At 45.4% G+C, this 16,570-nt stretch carries 19 protein-coding genes; all 19 read right to left on the bottom strand.

Annotated elements, in window-relative coordinates; all coding sequences use genetic code 11:
• Nucleotides 1-10: 10 nt before the first annotated feature.
• Complete coding sequence (locus tag A1332_RS06120) at nt 11-1,243, bottom strand: glycosyltransferase (RefSeq protein WP_064007671.1); 1,233 nt, start codon at nt 1,241-1,243, stop codon at nt 11-13.
• A gap of 190 nt (nt 1,244-1,433) precedes the next feature.
• A complete protein-coding gene (locus A1332_RS06115) occupies nt 1,434-2,150 on the bottom strand; it encodes a WbqC family protein (protein ID WP_064007739.1) in 717 nt (238 codons plus the stop codon).
• An 88-nt stretch (nt 2,151-2,238) separates the two neighbouring features.
• Complete coding sequence (locus A1332_RS06110) at nt 2,239-2,952, bottom strand: class I SAM-dependent methyltransferase (RefSeq protein ID WP_064007670.1); 714 nt, start codon at nt 2,950-2,952, stop codon at nt 2,239-2,241.
• A gap of 6 nt (nt 2,953-2,958) precedes the next feature.
• A complete protein-coding gene (locus tag A1332_RS06105) occupies nt 2,959-3,963 on the bottom strand; it encodes a radical SAM/SPASM domain-containing protein (protein WP_064007669.1) in 1,005 nt (334 codons plus the stop codon).
• 14 nt (nt 3,964-3,977) lie between these two features.
• Nucleotides 3,978-5,126 (bottom strand): DegT/DnrJ/EryC1/StrS family aminotransferase, encoded by a 1,149-nt coding sequence (locus A1332_RS06100; RefSeq protein ID WP_157203954.1) that lies wholly within the window; start codon nt 5,124-5,126, stop codon nt 3,978-3,980.
• A 9-nt stretch (nt 5,127-5,135) separates the two neighbouring features.
• Nucleotides 5,136-6,545 carry an ABC transporter ATP-binding protein gene (locus tag A1332_RS06095; protein ID WP_082879559.1) on the bottom strand — a complete coding sequence of 470 codons (1,410 nt, stop codon included), beginning with the start codon at nt 6,543-6,545 and terminating at the stop codon, nt 5,136-5,138.
• Nucleotides 6,545-7,354, bottom strand: coding sequence for an ABC transporter permease (locus A1332_RS06090; protein ID WP_064007667.1), 810 nt, complete (start codon nt 7,352-7,354; stop codon nt 6,545-6,547). The genes A1332_RS06095 and A1332_RS06090 overlap by 1 nt, the downstream gene beginning before the upstream one ends.
• A gap of 152 nt (nt 7,355-7,506) precedes the next feature.
• Nucleotides 7,507-8,055: a dTDP-4-dehydrorhamnose 3,5-epimerase gene (gene rfbC, locus A1332_RS06085; protein ID WP_064007666.1), complete on the bottom strand. Its 549-nt coding sequence runs from the start codon at nt 8,053-8,055 to the stop codon at nt 7,507-7,509.
• 390 nt (nt 8,056-8,445) lie between these two features.
• Nucleotides 8,446-8,880 (bottom strand): TA system VapC family ribonuclease toxin, encoded by a 435-nt coding sequence (locus A1332_RS06080; RefSeq protein WP_064007665.1) that lies wholly within the window; start codon nt 8,878-8,880, stop codon nt 8,446-8,448.
• The gene (locus tag A1332_RS06075; protein ID WP_064007664.1) at nt 8,880-9,128 is read right to left on the bottom strand and encodes a hypothetical protein; all 249 of its coding nucleotides are present in this window, start codon (nt 9,126-9,128) and stop codon (nt 8,880-8,882) included. The genes A1332_RS06080 and A1332_RS06075 overlap by 1 nt, the downstream gene beginning before the upstream one ends.
• 99 nt (nt 9,129-9,227) lie before the next feature.
• Nucleotides 9,228-9,758: a hypothetical protein gene (locus A1332_RS06070; protein ID WP_064007663.1), complete on the bottom strand. Its 531-nt coding sequence runs from the start codon at nt 9,756-9,758 to the stop codon at nt 9,228-9,230.
• Nucleotides 9,759-9,760: 2 nt separating this feature from the next.
• Nucleotides 9,761-10,057, bottom strand: coding sequence for a nucleotidyltransferase family protein (locus tag A1332_RS06065; protein ID WP_064007662.1), 297 nt, complete (start codon nt 10,055-10,057; stop codon nt 9,761-9,763).
• 312 nt (nt 10,058-10,369) lie between these two features.
• On the bottom strand, nt 10,370-11,254 hold the full coding sequence (gene rfbA / locus A1332_RS06060; protein WP_064007661.1) for a glucose-1-phosphate thymidylyltransferase RfbA: 885 nt from the start codon (nt 11,252-11,254) through the stop codon (nt 10,370-10,372).
• 21 nt (nt 11,255-11,275) lie between these two features.
• Entirely contained in the window at nt 11,276-11,782 is a 507-nt protein-coding gene (locus tag A1332_RS06055) for a hypothetical protein (protein ID WP_064007660.1), read from the bottom strand.
• Nucleotides 11,779-12,072: a nucleotidyltransferase domain-containing protein gene (locus A1332_RS06050; protein ID WP_197491406.1), complete on the bottom strand. Its 294-nt coding sequence runs from the start codon at nt 12,070-12,072 to the stop codon at nt 11,779-11,781. The genes A1332_RS06055 and A1332_RS06050 overlap by 4 nt, the downstream gene beginning before the upstream one ends.
• An 8-nt stretch (nt 12,073-12,080) precedes the next feature.
• A complete protein-coding gene (gene rfbD / locus A1332_RS06045) occupies nt 12,081-12,977 on the bottom strand; it encodes a dTDP-4-dehydrorhamnose reductase (RefSeq protein ID WP_064007658.1) in 897 nt (298 codons plus the stop codon).
• A 37-nt stretch (nt 12,978-13,014) separates the two neighbouring features.
• A complete protein-coding gene (rfbB, locus tag A1332_RS06040) occupies nt 13,015-14,085 on the bottom strand; it encodes a dTDP-glucose 4,6-dehydratase (protein WP_064007657.1) in 1,071 nt (356 codons plus the stop codon).
• Between the two features lie 111 nt (nt 14,086-14,196).
• Entirely contained in the window at nt 14,197-14,880 is a 684-nt protein-coding gene (locus A1332_RS06035) for a sensor histidine kinase (protein WP_064007656.1), read from the bottom strand.
• A gap of 4 nt (nt 14,881-14,884) precedes the next feature.
• Nucleotides 14,885-16,513, bottom strand: a complete 1,629-nt coding sequence (locus tag A1332_RS06030) for a tetratricopeptide repeat-containing response regulator (RefSeq protein ID WP_064007655.1) — start codon at nt 16,511-16,513, stop codon at nt 14,885-14,887.
• Between the last annotated feature and the right edge of the window lie 57 nt (nt 16,514-16,570).

Below are 16,570 nucleotides of genomic sequence, written 5' to 3'. Positions count from 1 at the left end.
ATTTATGTCCCTAGAAATGATGCCGAAGAATTGTATCGCTACACTGCTTAGAAAGGGCTTCAAGCAATTGTTTAGCCATACTTTCCGGCGAAAGATATTTTTCTGCGTAAAGTCGAGATTTGACACCGATGTCCTCAAGCACGGCAGGATTAGCCTCCAGAATGTGGAGGTGCCTCTCGATTTCTTCAGGGGTCGTTGCGTTGAGTCCCGGCAAGGGTTCTGAGAACCGCTCACTAAAGATTTCATTCCTAAGATTGGCCATCACCGGCCGTCCGAGAGCATAAGCATCCGTCGTCACCATCCCAGGGAATGATGTTCCAAATTGATCGCATATCAAATCTGCGGCAATCATTTCTTGATAGAATTGAGCCAAAGACATCTCGCCCAGCCAACTAACTCTGTCAAATACACCCAATTCATTTACAAGGGCAATGGCAGCCTCTAGATCCTGCCCTTTGCGCGGCAATCTTAGTTCACCCTTTCCGCCACTTTTACAATAGAGAGCAAAGCCCTTCAAAAGAACATCCGTTCCTTTGAAATCCATCGCACTTAGCGCCCGATTAGCTTCAGGCCGAAATACAACACGAGAGCCACACAACACAATTAATTTGTCATTTTTTGGCATGGCTTGCGGTTGCAAGTCAATTGTATTGGAAAGGTGAAGCATAAATCGATGAGCATCCGCAACGCCTATATCATCTAATTGTTGATCTCCAGACGGTACTAATCCTCGTTGACCATAACATACGAGTTCGGCGCCAAGAATTCCATCACGTTGTCGCGATACAAAATCCGCCATTTTTCGGATGTAGCGCCGACCTTCCAGAGAGCGTTTAAATCCAGGGTCCCACATACTCGTACGAAATTGTAAGGAGTCATAGTTTGCATAATAAGACAAATCAGATCCAGTCAAGACCACAACATGAGGAGTACACAGATAACTGGCGAATGCTGGTCCAACATCATTTAGAACCACTAGATCGACATTGTGAGTCAAATGATGAATCGCTCTATCTAATGCGGGGGTTTCGAAGGCCAGATCCACATCGGATAGATCAGAACAATCGATAATCCAATCTGGATAGGCTCCAGCCCATTCGTGATAGCGGGCTTCCGGACGATGTAATAACTCTTTACGGTTTATAACAAGACGAACATTATGCCCCAGCAATTTCAATCCCTGCGCCAACAGCAATGGATAGTTGTTTGTATTGCCAAAAATGGCAATGGAAAGCTGTGTCATCCTGATCAATCCTTATCCAACTTTAGACACCATACCCAAATTCTGAACTATTTTTTTTGTCTTGTAGACTACCTGTAAAACCCATTCGAAAATGATCTCGGTAACAAATAATCATATTGCTAATCACATCGACCAAAACCTTGGGTTATCGCCAAAGGCCTAATTTTTATTTTCATGATTTTTCCAATAGTCATGATAGACCAAACTCGACAACCACTTTATTCGGCGTTTGGCTTTGAATATAATTTTTAGCATCTGGTCCGCAGTTGGCTATCAAATCAAGCACCGTTACTGCCCCCTCGAAATCCCCCCAAAGTTGGGGATATTCCAGATATTCATAAGACTTGTATTCCAAGCGGATTCCATGCTCTCGAAAAGCCTGCTTATCTAAATATGAGTCCGCGCTCGGGCCACTTAGATATGTCGTTGCGTCAAGCTTTTTCAATAAATCGATTAGCCGGTCAGTTTTGCTACCAATCAGAGATAATTCTCTTGACAATAGCATAGGAGTCGAAATATTAAGGTATTCGCAAATCTGTCTGATCAATTTTATATTTAACTGACTTATAGTCTGATCTTGCCGACAATCCAAACATGAGAGTAATTCAGTAATATCGCGAAAATAAGGAGCTTTCGAATAATTAGCTTTCCATGATCCGAAATGTTTTTCTGTCCATGCCCTAGAATTATCAATCCATGTCTCATCAATCAGCTGATCTAATCTTTCATGACGTATAGGTACAGTTAACCATTGCAAACCGTTATAAACTTTTATTTTATTTCGGTTTCGCCAACTGTTTTTAGAATACTGAATATCATCCAAAAAAACGAAACAATCGACGCTTGCTATAAAATCGAAATATCCCCGCCAAGGAATAAATGATGACTGAATGACTCCTACTCTCAATTTGAATCTACCATCATTAATCAATGACTGAAAAAAACAAAGCTAACATCATGACAATCAAAAATTAAGGTGCTGTTAATTTGATGGCTTAACGTCTTTGTGCAACAAAAAACTTACGCGTAATCTGCTGACAATTTGAATAACGCCCACTATCTATAATGCTTTCGACTATAGCTTGATTCACACCTTCATAACTTGAAAATGCATCATCAAAACAAATCCAACCGCCTGGTAGCAAAAACTGCTCTACTATTTCAATATCCTTCGATACTGCTGAGTAGCTATGATCACCGTCTATAAACGCTAGCCTGAGTTCCAGCCCCTTAGGAGCAATTGTTATAAACTTTTCTAAGTCGGCTCGATAAGGAGTAACGAAGTCTGTCAACTCATTTTCTGCCATTGCAACATTGAAAGCCTGCAATGTGCCAGAAAAACGTTCATAGAGTGGTGCAATATCCCGTAAATAAGGTTCAGCCCACACAGTTTGATCTCCATATGCGCCTATTCTCCTATTATCAATACTAACTACTAAAGAATAAGTACCATCTTCATTTTGGTACCAATCATTTTTTTCAGGAAAAAGATCAACACAATGTAACTTGCCCTTATCTGAAAGTTTGGCTGCCAGCCCTAATGCCACAGCAGAGCGACCACACCAAGAACCGAGTTCTAAGATATCACCCCCCAAGCCCGCGCTGGAAAATGCTAATGTAAATAATGAAAGCAATTGATCCTGTGGTGACCAGCCAGGAATATCTTTGGTTGCCTCTTCAATCAAGGCTGCAACGGGTATTGTTTTCATCACTATTTATAAATTCTCTTCTTCAATAAACTCTTCCACCATGTCCGCATAACTGCGACCTTGACTAGGCCAACGGGTTGATTCCCAATCAGGACAATTACCGCAAAAACCGTGATTCTGATAGTCGTTTGTCAAGTGTGCTCTACGCAACTGATGATAAAATTCACCCTGCCACTCCTTGTAAATGGAAGTATTAAGATAGTCCGCCACTTTGGAACCATGAACCCAATCAGATGGACAAAAACTCAGATCCCCCTTGGCATTAATCACGACTCTCTCCCATGGATACAAGCAAGGGCGACGCTTAATTTTGCTCTGATCCTTACGGCGCATATCTGCAAGCTCTTGGACCGCACCAGAACATGAGTGAAGACGACGTATAATCACATAGTCAGCGCCTTCCTCTTTCCAATATCTCTCGAAGTCCACCGCTTCATGGGCGTTTTCGGGTTGCTCGACAAAGCTCACAACTACTTTAGTTTTGGCCCTTGATTCGCGTACCCAACTTATCAGGCGGCGAACGTTTTCTCGCGTTACACCTAGATCACCATTGACCCGAATTTTTGCGTACGTCTCAGGGTTAAAAGCATCAATACTAATATCTATCATATGAACACCCGCCAATAACAGTTTTTTCGTACGTTTTTCGTTCATGATAGTCCCATTCGTCGTTAGAGTGACATATACCCCTGAACGATTAACCGCATCTTCAATCATGTCGTATGCATGAGGATGTATCAATGGTTCTCCATTACTCGCGTAGCGAATATATTGAGTTTGACCTTGACCATGCTGCCTGACTTCATCAATCATTTTTGCGTTCAGAACTGGATCTAGGTAACGAGCACTATAGTGTTCTGACTTCTTAAAAGTGGGATGCGGACAATGTGTGCAGGCTAGATTACAAACCTCGGTGATATCCATGAGTATCTGGGATGGAAAATCCGATGTAAGGCGACCACCAAAATTGTATTCAATTTCATCAATCAGATCAGAAGGACTTTCACTCATTTTACTGTTCTCTTTTATATTAATTTCACTAAGTGATCAAAAACGTAATCAACATCGTTTAACGTCATACGAGCACTTATAGGTAGCGTCAGAATAATTTCAGCCAAACTCTCTGTAATTGGTAAGGAATTTGACCCATCGTGATTATAAAGCGACTGAAGATGCAGCGGCCGATAATGAATGCTCGCACCAATATTTTGATCTCTTAGCGCCAGCAAAAGTTGATCGCGCGACTTACCAGTCTTCTTCGTGCCAAAGCAGCCGACTAGCAGGTGCCGAGCATGCCTTTCCTCAAATACTTGGCTCTGAAAAGGGATACTTATAGCAGCCTCAGCAAACCGTTCCTGATACCGTAAAGCAATACACTTTCTCTTTTCCGCCATCTCATCAAAACGTTCGAGCTGAACTCTACCAATTGCGGCTTGAAGGTCAGTAAAATTCATCTTGTAGCCCAACTCTGTCAATCCGGTCACAAAGGCAGTAGATGGCCTTATATATCGCGACCATGCATCAGACCCCATACCACTCATGCGCAAAGAACGAAGATGATTAGCTTTCTCTGCATCATAAAGCGCAATAGCGCCACCATCAGCCGTGGATAGGTTTTTATTTGCATAGAAACTGAAACAAACGGAATTGCCCGAAGCTCCAACACGCTGACCGTTGCTATATTTAGCGCCAAACGCATGCGCAGCATCCTCAATGATGGATATTTTGGATGGCAACTCAGTACGCAAAGCCTCAACATCTATTGCATAACCGCCATAATGAACAACAATAACGGCTTTAGTTCTGTCAGAGAGTTTTGCAGCAACAGTTTCCGGTGTAACGCACATACTCAACGGATCGACATCGCAGAATACTGGTTTTGCACCCAAATAAAGAGCAGCATTTGCAGTCGCACACCACGTTAAACTGGGAACGATGACCTCATCACCCGGCCCAACACCCTCAGCTAAGAGCGCAAGAAAAAGCGCCGAAGTACAGGAGTTAACTGTAACAACCTCTGGGGCACCAATGTACTCCGACAACTCGTTTTCAAATGCTATCGTCTCTTTCCCCATACCGACCCAACCAGAACGCATGACGCGCGCAACGGCGTCTATCTCTAAGTCAGTAAAATCTGGGGTCCCAAAAGCCAGATAGGTTTCTCTTTTATTCAAAATCAATTCTCATACCGATGCAGTTTGAACTGCATTTATTATTAGCGAAGCCGGCAAAGTCACGAATCCGTCTATCATTCCGTTTCGGCGAGGGGCAACCCGAAACTCATAGGCATGTGGCACCATATCGACAAATACCCAATCGTCACCTGGCTTTGACGGTGGATGTGAAAGCCCGCAAGCCAAGGCATAGTTACCGTGTAAAAGAGGCAGCTTAAATTTCCAATCAAATTCATAAATCTTTCCTGCCTCATATTTATGACCCATCTCCTCCAGTAGCCTTGTATCAAGAAAAACTACATCCTTACCCTGAAGGGTGCGAATCTTTATGGATTGATTAAGATTGCTCAACGACTTTTTAAAGCGCACAAAAACACGAATCTGCACGTCTTCATCAAAATCAAAATCAGCGCAATAATCACCTTTGTGCAACATATTTACATTAATAATTTCGGCATCACCATTGCTCACACGATGATATTGAGCTCGTTTTTGAAAAGCTTCCTGTCCAAAAGAGGTAGAAGTTATTTCGAAATTGGAATTGTCTGTTGGGCTTGCGCTTTCAGGTTTTGCGACTGCTAGACTATGAGATACGTGCTCATTTGAAACATTATTCTTTGCCGCCAGGTTCCTGTCTTCGAGTTGCAATTTGACATATTGATCAGAAACAGTTGCGGCAGCACCCTTTGCTCGAATCACTCCGTTCTCTAAAAGCACGGCCCGCTGACAAATTTGCCTGACAGTGCCAATATCATGACTAACAAACAAAAGTGCCACACCAGAATCCACTAACTTATTGATCCTAGACATGCATTTTGCCTGAAAAAACATGTCTCCAACTGACAAAGCCTCATCGACAATCATTATTTGAGGCTCGACAGCAGTTTGCACGGCAAAAGCCAGCCGCATCATCATCCCGGAGCTATATGTTTTTACTGGTTGCTCAAGAAAGTCGCCAATGTCCGCAAATCCAGCAATATCATCAAAACGGTTGAGCGTTTCCTCTCTGGATAGTCCGAGAATTTGCGCATTGTGAAAAACGTTTTCCCTGCCGGTGAACTCCGGATTGAAACCGCTACCCAGTTCCAGTAAGGCTGTTATTCGACCCGCTGTCTCAATAACTCCTGCGGTAGGTGATAAGGTTCCGGCAATGATTTGCAGTAATGTACTTTTACCCGCGCCATTTCGCCCAAGAATACCGACAGCCTCGCCAGGTAAGACTTCAAAACTAACATCTTGAAGCGCCCAATGCTCGCGGTATAACTGTTTTGGCTTTTTTGACTTTAATATTGCTGGAAAACGGTCCCATAAGGCCTGCTTGAATCGATCCTGAGGATTAGGAAAAATCCTATAACATTTGCTTATATTGGACAGCTTAATAGCCGGTTTTATATCTTGTTGCATTGCTATCTCTATCATCAAATCACATCGGCAAATGCAGGCCGGGAACGCTCAAAAACCCAAAGTCCACACCAAGCAGTGATGCTGGATACAGCAAGATTAATCCCCCACGGCATAAGGCGAAGTACTTCTCCGTTTAGTAAAACATTACGCATTTCTTCTATGCCATATGTCAAAGGATTAAATATCATCAGCTTTTGCGCAAATTCCGGTGCGGCAGACGTCGCATAAAATACCGGGCTTAGGAAAAGAAGCATCGACATTAGAATGCCAATAAACTGTTCAATATCCCTAAAAAACACCCCTAGGGCAGCAAGAAACCAGGCAAACCCAATCGCGTATAACATAATTGGTATCAAAACTAGGGGGGCAAATATTGCAGTCCAATTGATACACAACCGCTCAGCCAAAACAAATACCAACAACAGGCCAAATCCAATCAGCGAGTTGAATAGAGATGTCAATAAATTACCAACAGGTAACAGTTCAAGCGGGAAAACAACTTTTTTGACATAGTTTGGGTTGTTAACAATTATGCCGGGGGCTTTAGAAACAGTTTCTGAAAATAGAGCATGCACTATCAAACCACAGTACAGCATTTCCACAAATTCCCAAATATCGCCTTGCCCTCGCCATCGAGAACCGAAAATAACCCCAAATACAAAGCTATAAACTGCAAGCATCATGAGTGGATAGATGACAACCCATAGGAAACCTAGAGTAGTCGCGCGATATTTGGCTTGTAGCTCTCGGCCTACCAGTGAACGTAAAAGGTCTCTGTTTTGATAAAGACTCGCTATTCCGCTTCCAACAGAAAATGGCTTCATAATATTTAAATATTAAACTGCTTAGTTATTGCATTGAGCAAAGAACATTATGACTAGTGGATCGGGAAACAAAACCTTGGCAACACAAGGCTATTTACACCGAGCCAAAAATACAATGGATGGAATCAATAGGAAAATCAACCAAATTCCAATCAGACAAAGTGTTCTGCTTCCAACAGTTTTTTACCTTGTTGATCTTTTATAGATAAGGCTGGCTTGCCACTAAATAGCCAATCTACGCTGATTTCTTCATCATCCCATGCGATACTGCGCTCAAACTCCGGCGCATAGTAATTAGTGGTTTTATAAAGAAACTCTGCCGTGTCTGACAAAGTAAAAAACCCATGTGCAAATCCTTCCGGTATCCACATTTGCTGTTTGTTTTCAGCAGATAACAATTGACCAACCCACTTACCAAAAAACGGCGAGCTTTTACGAATATCCACTGCCACATCAAATACTTCACCTTGCACTACCCGCACCAGTTTGCCTTGGGCTTTGGGGGGCAATTGATAATGAAGGCCGCGCAATACGCCTTTTTGCGATTTTGAGTGATTGTCTTGTACAAATTCGCGCTTGAGGCCTGTAAGTTCTTCAAATTTTTGTTGATTGAAGCTTTCAAAGAAAAAACCACGGTCATCGCCAAATACTCTTGGGGTAAAAAGAATCACATCGGGTATGGATAGACGAGTAGCTTGCATGATTTACCTAGTGATTAACGGAAAAATTAACTATTGGGGATCTCTATAAATTAAACAAACTCCTTCTCCCTCCAGGAGAAGGTTAGGATGAGGGTATCAAATAAAGCGTTTTTTTAATTTAATCCTCCTCACCCCAACCATCTCCAGCAGAAGAGTGGGGAATTAACTTAATAACCCGGCCCCAAATATCTTCGCCCCCGTGCAGTCGGGAGCCCAGCGGCTATACTAGATTCCCGCCTTCGCGGGAATGACGACTCCAGTGAATTTAAGAGCAGGGCTAATAAAATCAATAATTTATACCCCTCACCCTGGCCCTCTCCTTTATGCCCAGTGGACACGGAGGGAGAGGGGATTTTTAGAGGTATCCTGCTAAGTCTAGCCGGTGAATATTCAGCCATGAAGATATATAAGCTGCTCAGCGGTGGCGCCTTTTACAGAGTCAATTGTTATACGACGATCCAACGTGACGAATCTGGCTTGATGTTGCAAAGCCAAAGTCAGCAGATAAATGTCCGTCACTTGGCGATGACCTAGCATACTTGACCAGTTAAACACACCGGAATCCAACAAACTTATACTATCCGGCCAAAACTCGTGCTCCACTGACTCCGATGCTTCTGCTAATCTTTCGGCGACATGTGCAACGGGAAGAGCGCCCGGATAGCTGGGTTGCGACATTATCCGGATACATCCGTTTTGGGTAATCGGACAAGAAGCCCAGCCCGATGATAAATTCTTATCCAACCAATTCATTGCTATTTGGTGATGCGCATGCCCGGCGTCCATCAGCGCAATCAACACATTTACATCTAGCAACGCGCGCATCAAACTCCTTCTGTATCCCGCAATTCATTGACTTGGTCGTTAGTCACTAGCACACCACGAGCTGCAAAAGGTCGAAAGCCCCCTATCGTTTTGCCTTCTGCGTTTGCAACTTCTCTCGATCTCTGAGTGCCCATTAGGGCTTCTCTCATCAGCCTGGAAATAACACGTCCTACTGCTACATTCTGTATTCGCGCGATTTCTTTGGCAGCTGCCAGAACATCATCTTCAAGGTCAACAGTTGTACGCATAGCAATCTCCAATCAATCTTACTCCATCAAGATGATACCGCATCAAGATGCGCATAACAAATACTCTACTCTGCTTAGCGCTCTATCTGATCCGAATATTTACATATTAAAAATTGAGTCAAATTCAGCTGAAAAATCGTTTAGCTTTGGTTCAATCTTTAGTGACTCTCGACAATATTCCAAAAATCGTCCTGCAACTTTGTATAGCTCTGGTGTAAATGAGCGTAAAGCGTTGAAGTGTTCAGTAATTTCCGCATAATCGATTTCATAATCATGCGCAGCCAAATTACGAACAGTCCTGCATAACTGCCAAGTTTCTATTGATTCAATAACTCCAACCTTTTCGTAAAAACTTAATACTTTAAGAAATCTGTCGGCAGGTTCTCCAGACAGTAGACATGCATGACGCATCGCCGCCGCCAGCGTATCTTGCAGCTTGGCAAAGCGCTCATTTACCGCCGCCAGTATTTCAAACAGCTCTACACTTTTTTTTTCGGTTTCCAACCAACCCGAAGCTAAAGGCCACTTTAGTTTTCGGCTAGACGCATCCAGAAAATACACGCACCGTTGAATTGCTTCCAACAAATCAGCAAGATGCTGCTTTTCCGCATCCAAAGTGGATTTATTCATTGCTATGCGCTCAATTTAACTGCGCTGCCTTTAGCAATTTGCCGAAAAGGGCTAGCCTTGGTGACTCTTGCCTGACAAATAATATCCACAGGCAGCCCAAGCTGAGACTCTAATTGCATCTTAATCTGCGCCCTTCGTAGTAAAGATATCGGCTGATCAGATTCTATAAATAAATCTACATCGCCACCCTTTGCCTGATCATTCAGCCGCGAACCGAACAAGTACACTGCAACATCAGTTCCTGCTATGCCGAGTATTGTTTCCGCGATCAATTGGGTTTGCTCCTTACTTAAACGCATTATTCGTATATATAATATCTTTGTTACGTGATTTAATAAAAACTCCTTTTTTGCTTTTTAAATTCCCTCACCCCAGCCCCAACGCCGTTAAGTTAAGGCTCTTCCCCCTTTGAAAAAGGGGGATCAAGGGGGATTTATTCCGAAAATCTCCCCTGCACCCCTCTTTTTCAAAGAGGGGAATTAACCACGCCGAAACTTAACTTAACGGCATTGACCCCAGCCCCCTCCCTCAGGGAGAGGGGGCTTTTCCGAGCAACCTCCAAATAAATAAGGAGATTATTGAGTTTGGGACGTTTTTATTAAGCAATTAGGCTAAAAAACCTGTTTATTGAGTAACGCGAGAAGATATTGTCCATAACCATTTTTCGCCAGTGGCTTAGCCAGTTTTTCGATTTGCTCATCACCGATCCAATTGCTCCGCCAGGCAATTTCTTCCGGACAAGCGATTTTCAGGCCCTGGCGGGTTTCAATGGTTTCGATGAAATTGCTGGCTTCGATTAGACTGGCGTGCGTGCCGGTGTCCAACCAAGCATATCCACGCCCCATAATTTCAACGCTCAGTTGCTGACTGTCCAGATAAACTCTGTTTACATCAGTAATTTCCAGCTCGCCGCGTGGCGATGGTTTTAAATTGGCGGCGATATCGACGACTTGATTATCGTAAAAATATAAACCGGTCACTGCGTAATTGCTTTTCGGTTGTAGCGGCTTTTCTTCCAATGATGTCGCCCTACCTTGCGCGTCAAAACTGACTACACCGTAACGTTCCGGATCTTGCACATGATAGGCAAATACCGTTGCACCCGATTCCTGATCGCCAGCTTGGCGCAACTGCACGTGTAAGTCGTGTCCGTAAAAAATATTGTCACCCAGGACTAACGCACTTGGATGCGAGCCGATAAATTCTTTTCCGATAATAAATGCCTGAGCTAAACCGTCCGGACTCGGTTGCACGGCGTACTGCAAATTGATGCCCCAATCGCTGCCGTCACCCAACAACTGCTGAAATAAAGGCGTGTCTTGCGGGGTAGAAATGATCAGGATATCGCGAATCCCGGCTAGCATTAAGGTACTGAGCGGATAATAAATCATCGGCTTATCGTAAATCGGCAGCAATTGCTTGGATACCGCTTTCGTCACCGGATAAAGCCGGGTACCGGAGCCTCCGGCCAGGATTATGCCTTTACGCTGGTTCATTAGTGTTTTACCTACCTTATATTAAGCCGTTTTGGCATCCACCGCTGGCAACGACAAGCGCATGGCTTCGTTTTCCATTGTTTTTACAACGCCCAGCAATACATCGGTAGCCGCATTGGCGGACAACAGCGATTGCAAAAATAATTTTTCATCGTCCATGTACTCATGAACCAACAAATTCCGAAGCTTTCTAGCCGCTATGAAATCCTCGGCCCCCGTCAGCCAACCCATTCTCTCGGCAAACACCAAGATGTCCAGCAACGATTTTGGCTTTTCGCCCAACAATGCCGCGAAGCGTGGGATTAGTTTCTCGCCAATAAAATCTTGTAATCGCCCAAAACGACCAACAAACGCATCGACTTTTTCAGCCCGTTCTTCATTTTCGTCCAATGCCTTTACCCAGGCCATGTCAATGGCTTCTGTAAACAAAGTGCTTTGCGTATACCTTAAGTGTCCTGCTTCCTTGCTAGCAATTGCCAATGCCAACAAAGCGTCTTCCGCATATTCTGCCAAATAAAGGGCACTCAAAGATAAACTCCAGTGCGCTCCGCAATCTCGAAAATCCGTGCTGGCGGCGTGTCGGCATCTTTAACGACTATGTCAATTTTACGGTCGCCAAAGGCCAATACCAAAGCGGCATATATCCGACAAATCACCTCTGCGCGGTTAAGTAGTACCTGATCCGTTTCAAAACAGAGATCAATATCCCCACCTTTGTCACCATCTTTACTGCGCGAACCAAATAGACATATCCGCGCCTTATCGCCTAAAAATCTATGCGCCGTGCTACGTATGATGTGGACTTGTTCGTCGGTCAAGCGCATAACTATCGACTATACAATTCAGACAACATGCGTTCGACGCCCAATTGCCAAGCCGGCAGTTGTAAATCAAACACGGCTTGCAACTTCTCGGTATTCAATCGTGAGTTTAACGGCCGCTTCGCGGGAGTTTGGTAAGCGCTGGTGGGAATGGCCGCGACCGACTGCTTATCGGTTTTCAGTTCTATACCGGCCCGACGCGCATAGTCAAACACCAGATGTGCATAGTCGTACCAATTGGTTTCGCCGCTGGCGGTCAGATGATAAACACCGGCCACTTCCGAGGTTTTCAGCGCCTGACGAATGGCATGCGCACTCACATCCGCCAGCAATTCGGCTCCCGTTGGCGTACCGACTTGATCGTTAATCACCGACAGTTGTTGCCGCTCTTGCGCCAAGCGCAACATAGTTTTGGCAAAATTATTGCCCCTGGCCGCATAAACCCAGCTGGTCCGAAAAATTAAATGCCGGCAAGCGCTGGCTTGAATGGCTAGTTCGCCAGCCAGTTTGGTTTGGCCATAGACATTCAACGGCCCGACTTGATCGCCTTCCCGCCAAGGCTTATCGCCACTGCCGTCGAACACGTAATCAGTGGAATAATGCACAAGCCAGGCACCGCAGCGCTTGGCTTCTTCGGCTAAAGTACCCGGCGCCACTGCATTGACGATATTCGCCAATTCGCTTTCCGACTCGGCCTTGTCCACTGCGGTGTAGGCTGCGGCATTGACTATGACATCAGGACGCACCGCACGGACCGTTTCGGCAATCCCGTTGGGATTGCTTAAATCGCCGCAATAATGCTGATCGAATCTATCAAGCGCGACCAAGTTACCCAGGGGTGCCAAGCTCCGTTGCAATTCCCAGCCAAGCTGACCATTTTTACCGAACAGCAAAATTTTCATTCAGAACCAGCTAATGAATAGCCTCGGGACATATTTATCATGCACTACGCTCAGCATAGTTTTTGTCCAGCCAGGACTGATAGTCGCCGGACAATACATTGCCGACCCAGGCTTGGTTATCCAAATACCACTGTACGGTTTTGCGGATACCGGTCTCGAAGGTTTCCGCCGGTTTCCAACCCAGCTCTCGCTCCAGCTTGCCGGCATCGATAGCATAACGTCTGTCGTGCCCAGGCCGATCAGTGACGTAGGTAATTTGTTCTGCATATGACTTGCCGTCGGCTCGCGGCTGTAGTTCGTCGAGAATACTGCACAGCGTATTGACCACATCCAGATTGGCTTTTTCGTTCCAGCCGCCGACGTTATACACCTCGCCAAGCGTGCCTGACTCCAGCACCCGGCGAATTGCGCTGCAATGATCCTTCACATACAGCCAGTCGCGAATCTGTTGACCGTCGCCGTATATCGGCAAAGGTTTACCGGACAAGGCATTTTGAATGCACAGCGGTATCAGTTTTTCCGGGAAATGATAAGGCCCGTAGTTGTTGGAGCAGTTGGTGGTCAACACCGGCAAACCGTAAGTATGGTGATAGGCGCGCACCAAATGATCGCTGGCGGCTTTACTAGCGGAATATGGGCTGTTCGGTTGATACTGGTGGGTTTCGGCAAAGGGCGCTACGGCCTTTTCCAAGGAGCCGTAAACCTCGTCGGTAGACACATGCAGCAAACGGAATGCCTGCTTGGCGGGTTGCTTCAGGTTATTCCAGTATTGACGCACCGCTTCCAGCAAACGGAAACTGCCGACGATATTGGTTTGAATAAAATCTTCCGGCCCGTGAATGGAGCGGTCGACATGCGATTCCGCGGCAAAATTAACCACAGCCCGAATTTGATGCTTTTCCAACAAACTTAGTACCAAGTCGTAATCGGCAATATCGCCCTTTACAAACTCATGCCGGCTATCGCCCTGTAGCGAAGCCAAATTCTGTAAATTGCCCGCATAGGTCAATTTATCCAAATTGACGACCAATTCGTCGGTTTGCGACAGCCAATCCAACACAAAATTGCTGCCGATAAACCCGGCCCCACCGGTTACTAAAATGCTCATATATAAAGATTTTTTTAATTTTTCTAACCGTCTGCCCGACGAAAAACGCTAATTTTATCGGGACCATTGTACCTTAGTACCATCGCTCAGTCTCTAGTGATTCTGCAAACATTAAGGCAAAAACAGTTTAAACCTGGCCCCGCCCAAACGACTTTCGTTGTCGATCTGCACAAATCCGCTTTTCCCGGCATTTTTGTGCAGGCCGGCCATCACCGATACAAAATACAAACCCAGGCCGGTATTTCCCGATACCCAATCCAATTCGGCCGTATCGTTTAAGTCTGCGGCTAAAAAATGGGGCGGATAACCCTCACCGTCGTCTTCGATGGCAATAGTTAGGTAGCCATCTTCTTCAGCCACGACAATCAAAATGGTTTTGTGGGTATAGCGCAAAGCATTATTCAAGACGGCTGCCAGCGAGTTGCTGATGATGGCATTATCGCAATAGCACATCTCGTCGGCAACGCAATCCACTTGTAGATCGATATTGTGCAAACCGGCCAAGCGCGCCTGTTGATGAATCGCTTCGTCGACAATGTCGATCACCGGGCATTCTTCGATATCCAAACTAAATTTTTGCGAATCGACCTTATACATAACCAGCAATTGCATCAGGCTGTGATTAATCCGGGCAGCCTCGAACTCCAACTGATTCAATTCGGCGGACTGGCCGTCTTGCTTGGCAGCAGTTTGCCGAACCAGCTCCAGCAAGGTACCCAAGGAATTTTTTATATCGTGAACAGTGGACGCGAGAATAGTGGGAAACAAGCCGTTGCTTTTAGGATTGGTTTGCATGGTTTTAAGCCTTGGCCGTCTGAGACTGTCTCAATTTTGCATATTCCATTTGTAATATCCCCAGCTTATGTTGATCAACGCCAATTTGCTTGGCTTTATTGATTAAAGCTTTGATACGTTGATTTTTTTCTTCGCAAAATTCATTAACCTTCAAATCGTGAATCATGATTTTCAGCATATTTACGATGATAGTCTTGTTATCCGGCATGGTCAGGATGGCCTGTTCGAATAGCTCCAAAGCTTCCGAGAATTTACCCTGCTTGTACAAAGCCACGCCCTTGTTATTGGTGGCGATCAAAGCCTGCTTGGTTTTTTGAATCAGGATTTCCGAGTGATTATCCATGCCGATGCCGCTTTGCATGCGGCGTAAATCGTTCAAAAATTGTTCGTCATCGATATGCGCATGAATCAGATCGTAAAGTATTTCTTCGGCTTTATCGTGTTCGTCGCTCAGGAAACAGGTTTTCACCACCTCCAACTGTAAGTCCCTGGGCGCTTTATTGCCCAAGCGGCTACATATCTCCACCGCTTTCAGCAAAGCCTTCTGCGACAATTCCTCGTTACCCAGGGTTTTATACACATCGGCTTCCACCGTCGAGGCGCGTAATTCCGCCTCGGGATGATTCGAGTATTCCTTGCGCATTTCCTCCAGCGTTTTCAAGGCATTGTCGGCAGCATTGGTTTTGGCGTACAGCTTAGCCAATCCGGAAAAATCGCTACAGGAGCGATGCACGGAATGCTTGCCCAGCTTTACCACCGATTTATAGGCTTTTTCGGCGGTTTCCAGATTGCCGTTCTTATCCGCCGCCTCGGCCAGTTTTTTTTGCCGAAGTATCGACTGTGGCGACAATTGCAGAGCCTGCTGCAACACACTTTCGACATCGTTGTACTGATCCAAAGCTTCATAGGCCTTACCCAACCAGTCGTAACACTCCATCAGCATCGGATTATCCGCTACCAGACTCTGAAAACCGGCAATCGCTTCCTCGATATTATTGTTTTGGAAATCGATCACCCCCAAGCCCAAGCGCGCCCAAGGCAGCTCTCTATGCTCCAAGACTTCGTGATATATCTGCCTGGCCTTGTCGAAATCGCCCGCGGAAATAGCCAACTCCGCACGCATTTTCAGCAAATGCAGATGCATTTTCTTGTCCGCCGAGAGCAGCAATGCGTCGCATAACTGAGTTGCCTTAGACAAATCGCCGCCCGCCAGTGCCTTGTCGATACTGGCCATAAATTCCTTGCGGGCAAAATTACGCGTCAGCCGACTCATCAATTGCTGAGCATTGAAGGGCTTGGTCAGATATTCGTCAGGCTTGCTGTCCATGACCCCCAACACCGCACTGGTAGTCTGCTCGGCGCTGATCAACACAAACACGCAGCGATAATCGATTAAACTCCGGTATCTGGCTTCCTCCAATACCTGTTGCCCGTTCTTACCCACACCCAGGTTGTAATCGCACAGCACAATATCGAAACTGCTTTTGCTCATCGCGTTAATCGCGGCAATGCCGTTATCCGCCTCGACCACGGTAACGGCTTGCAAGCTATACAGCATGTCGCGCATGGCTCTGCGGAACACGGGATTGTCCTCGACAATCAGGATACTTTTGCCGGCTAAACTAAAACTCATGACAGGAAGGCTAATAAAACGCTCAAGAAATCGGCTCCATAAAATCCACACAGCGGG

It is taken from the genome of Methylomonas methanica (assembly GCF_001644035.1).
Classification (GTDB): Bacteria; Pseudomonadota; Gammaproteobacteria; order Methylococcales; family Methylomonadaceae; genus Methylomonas; species Methylomonas methanica_A.
Note: the sequence above shows the minus strand (reverse complement) of the source record. Positions and strands in the feature narration are given on the sequence as shown.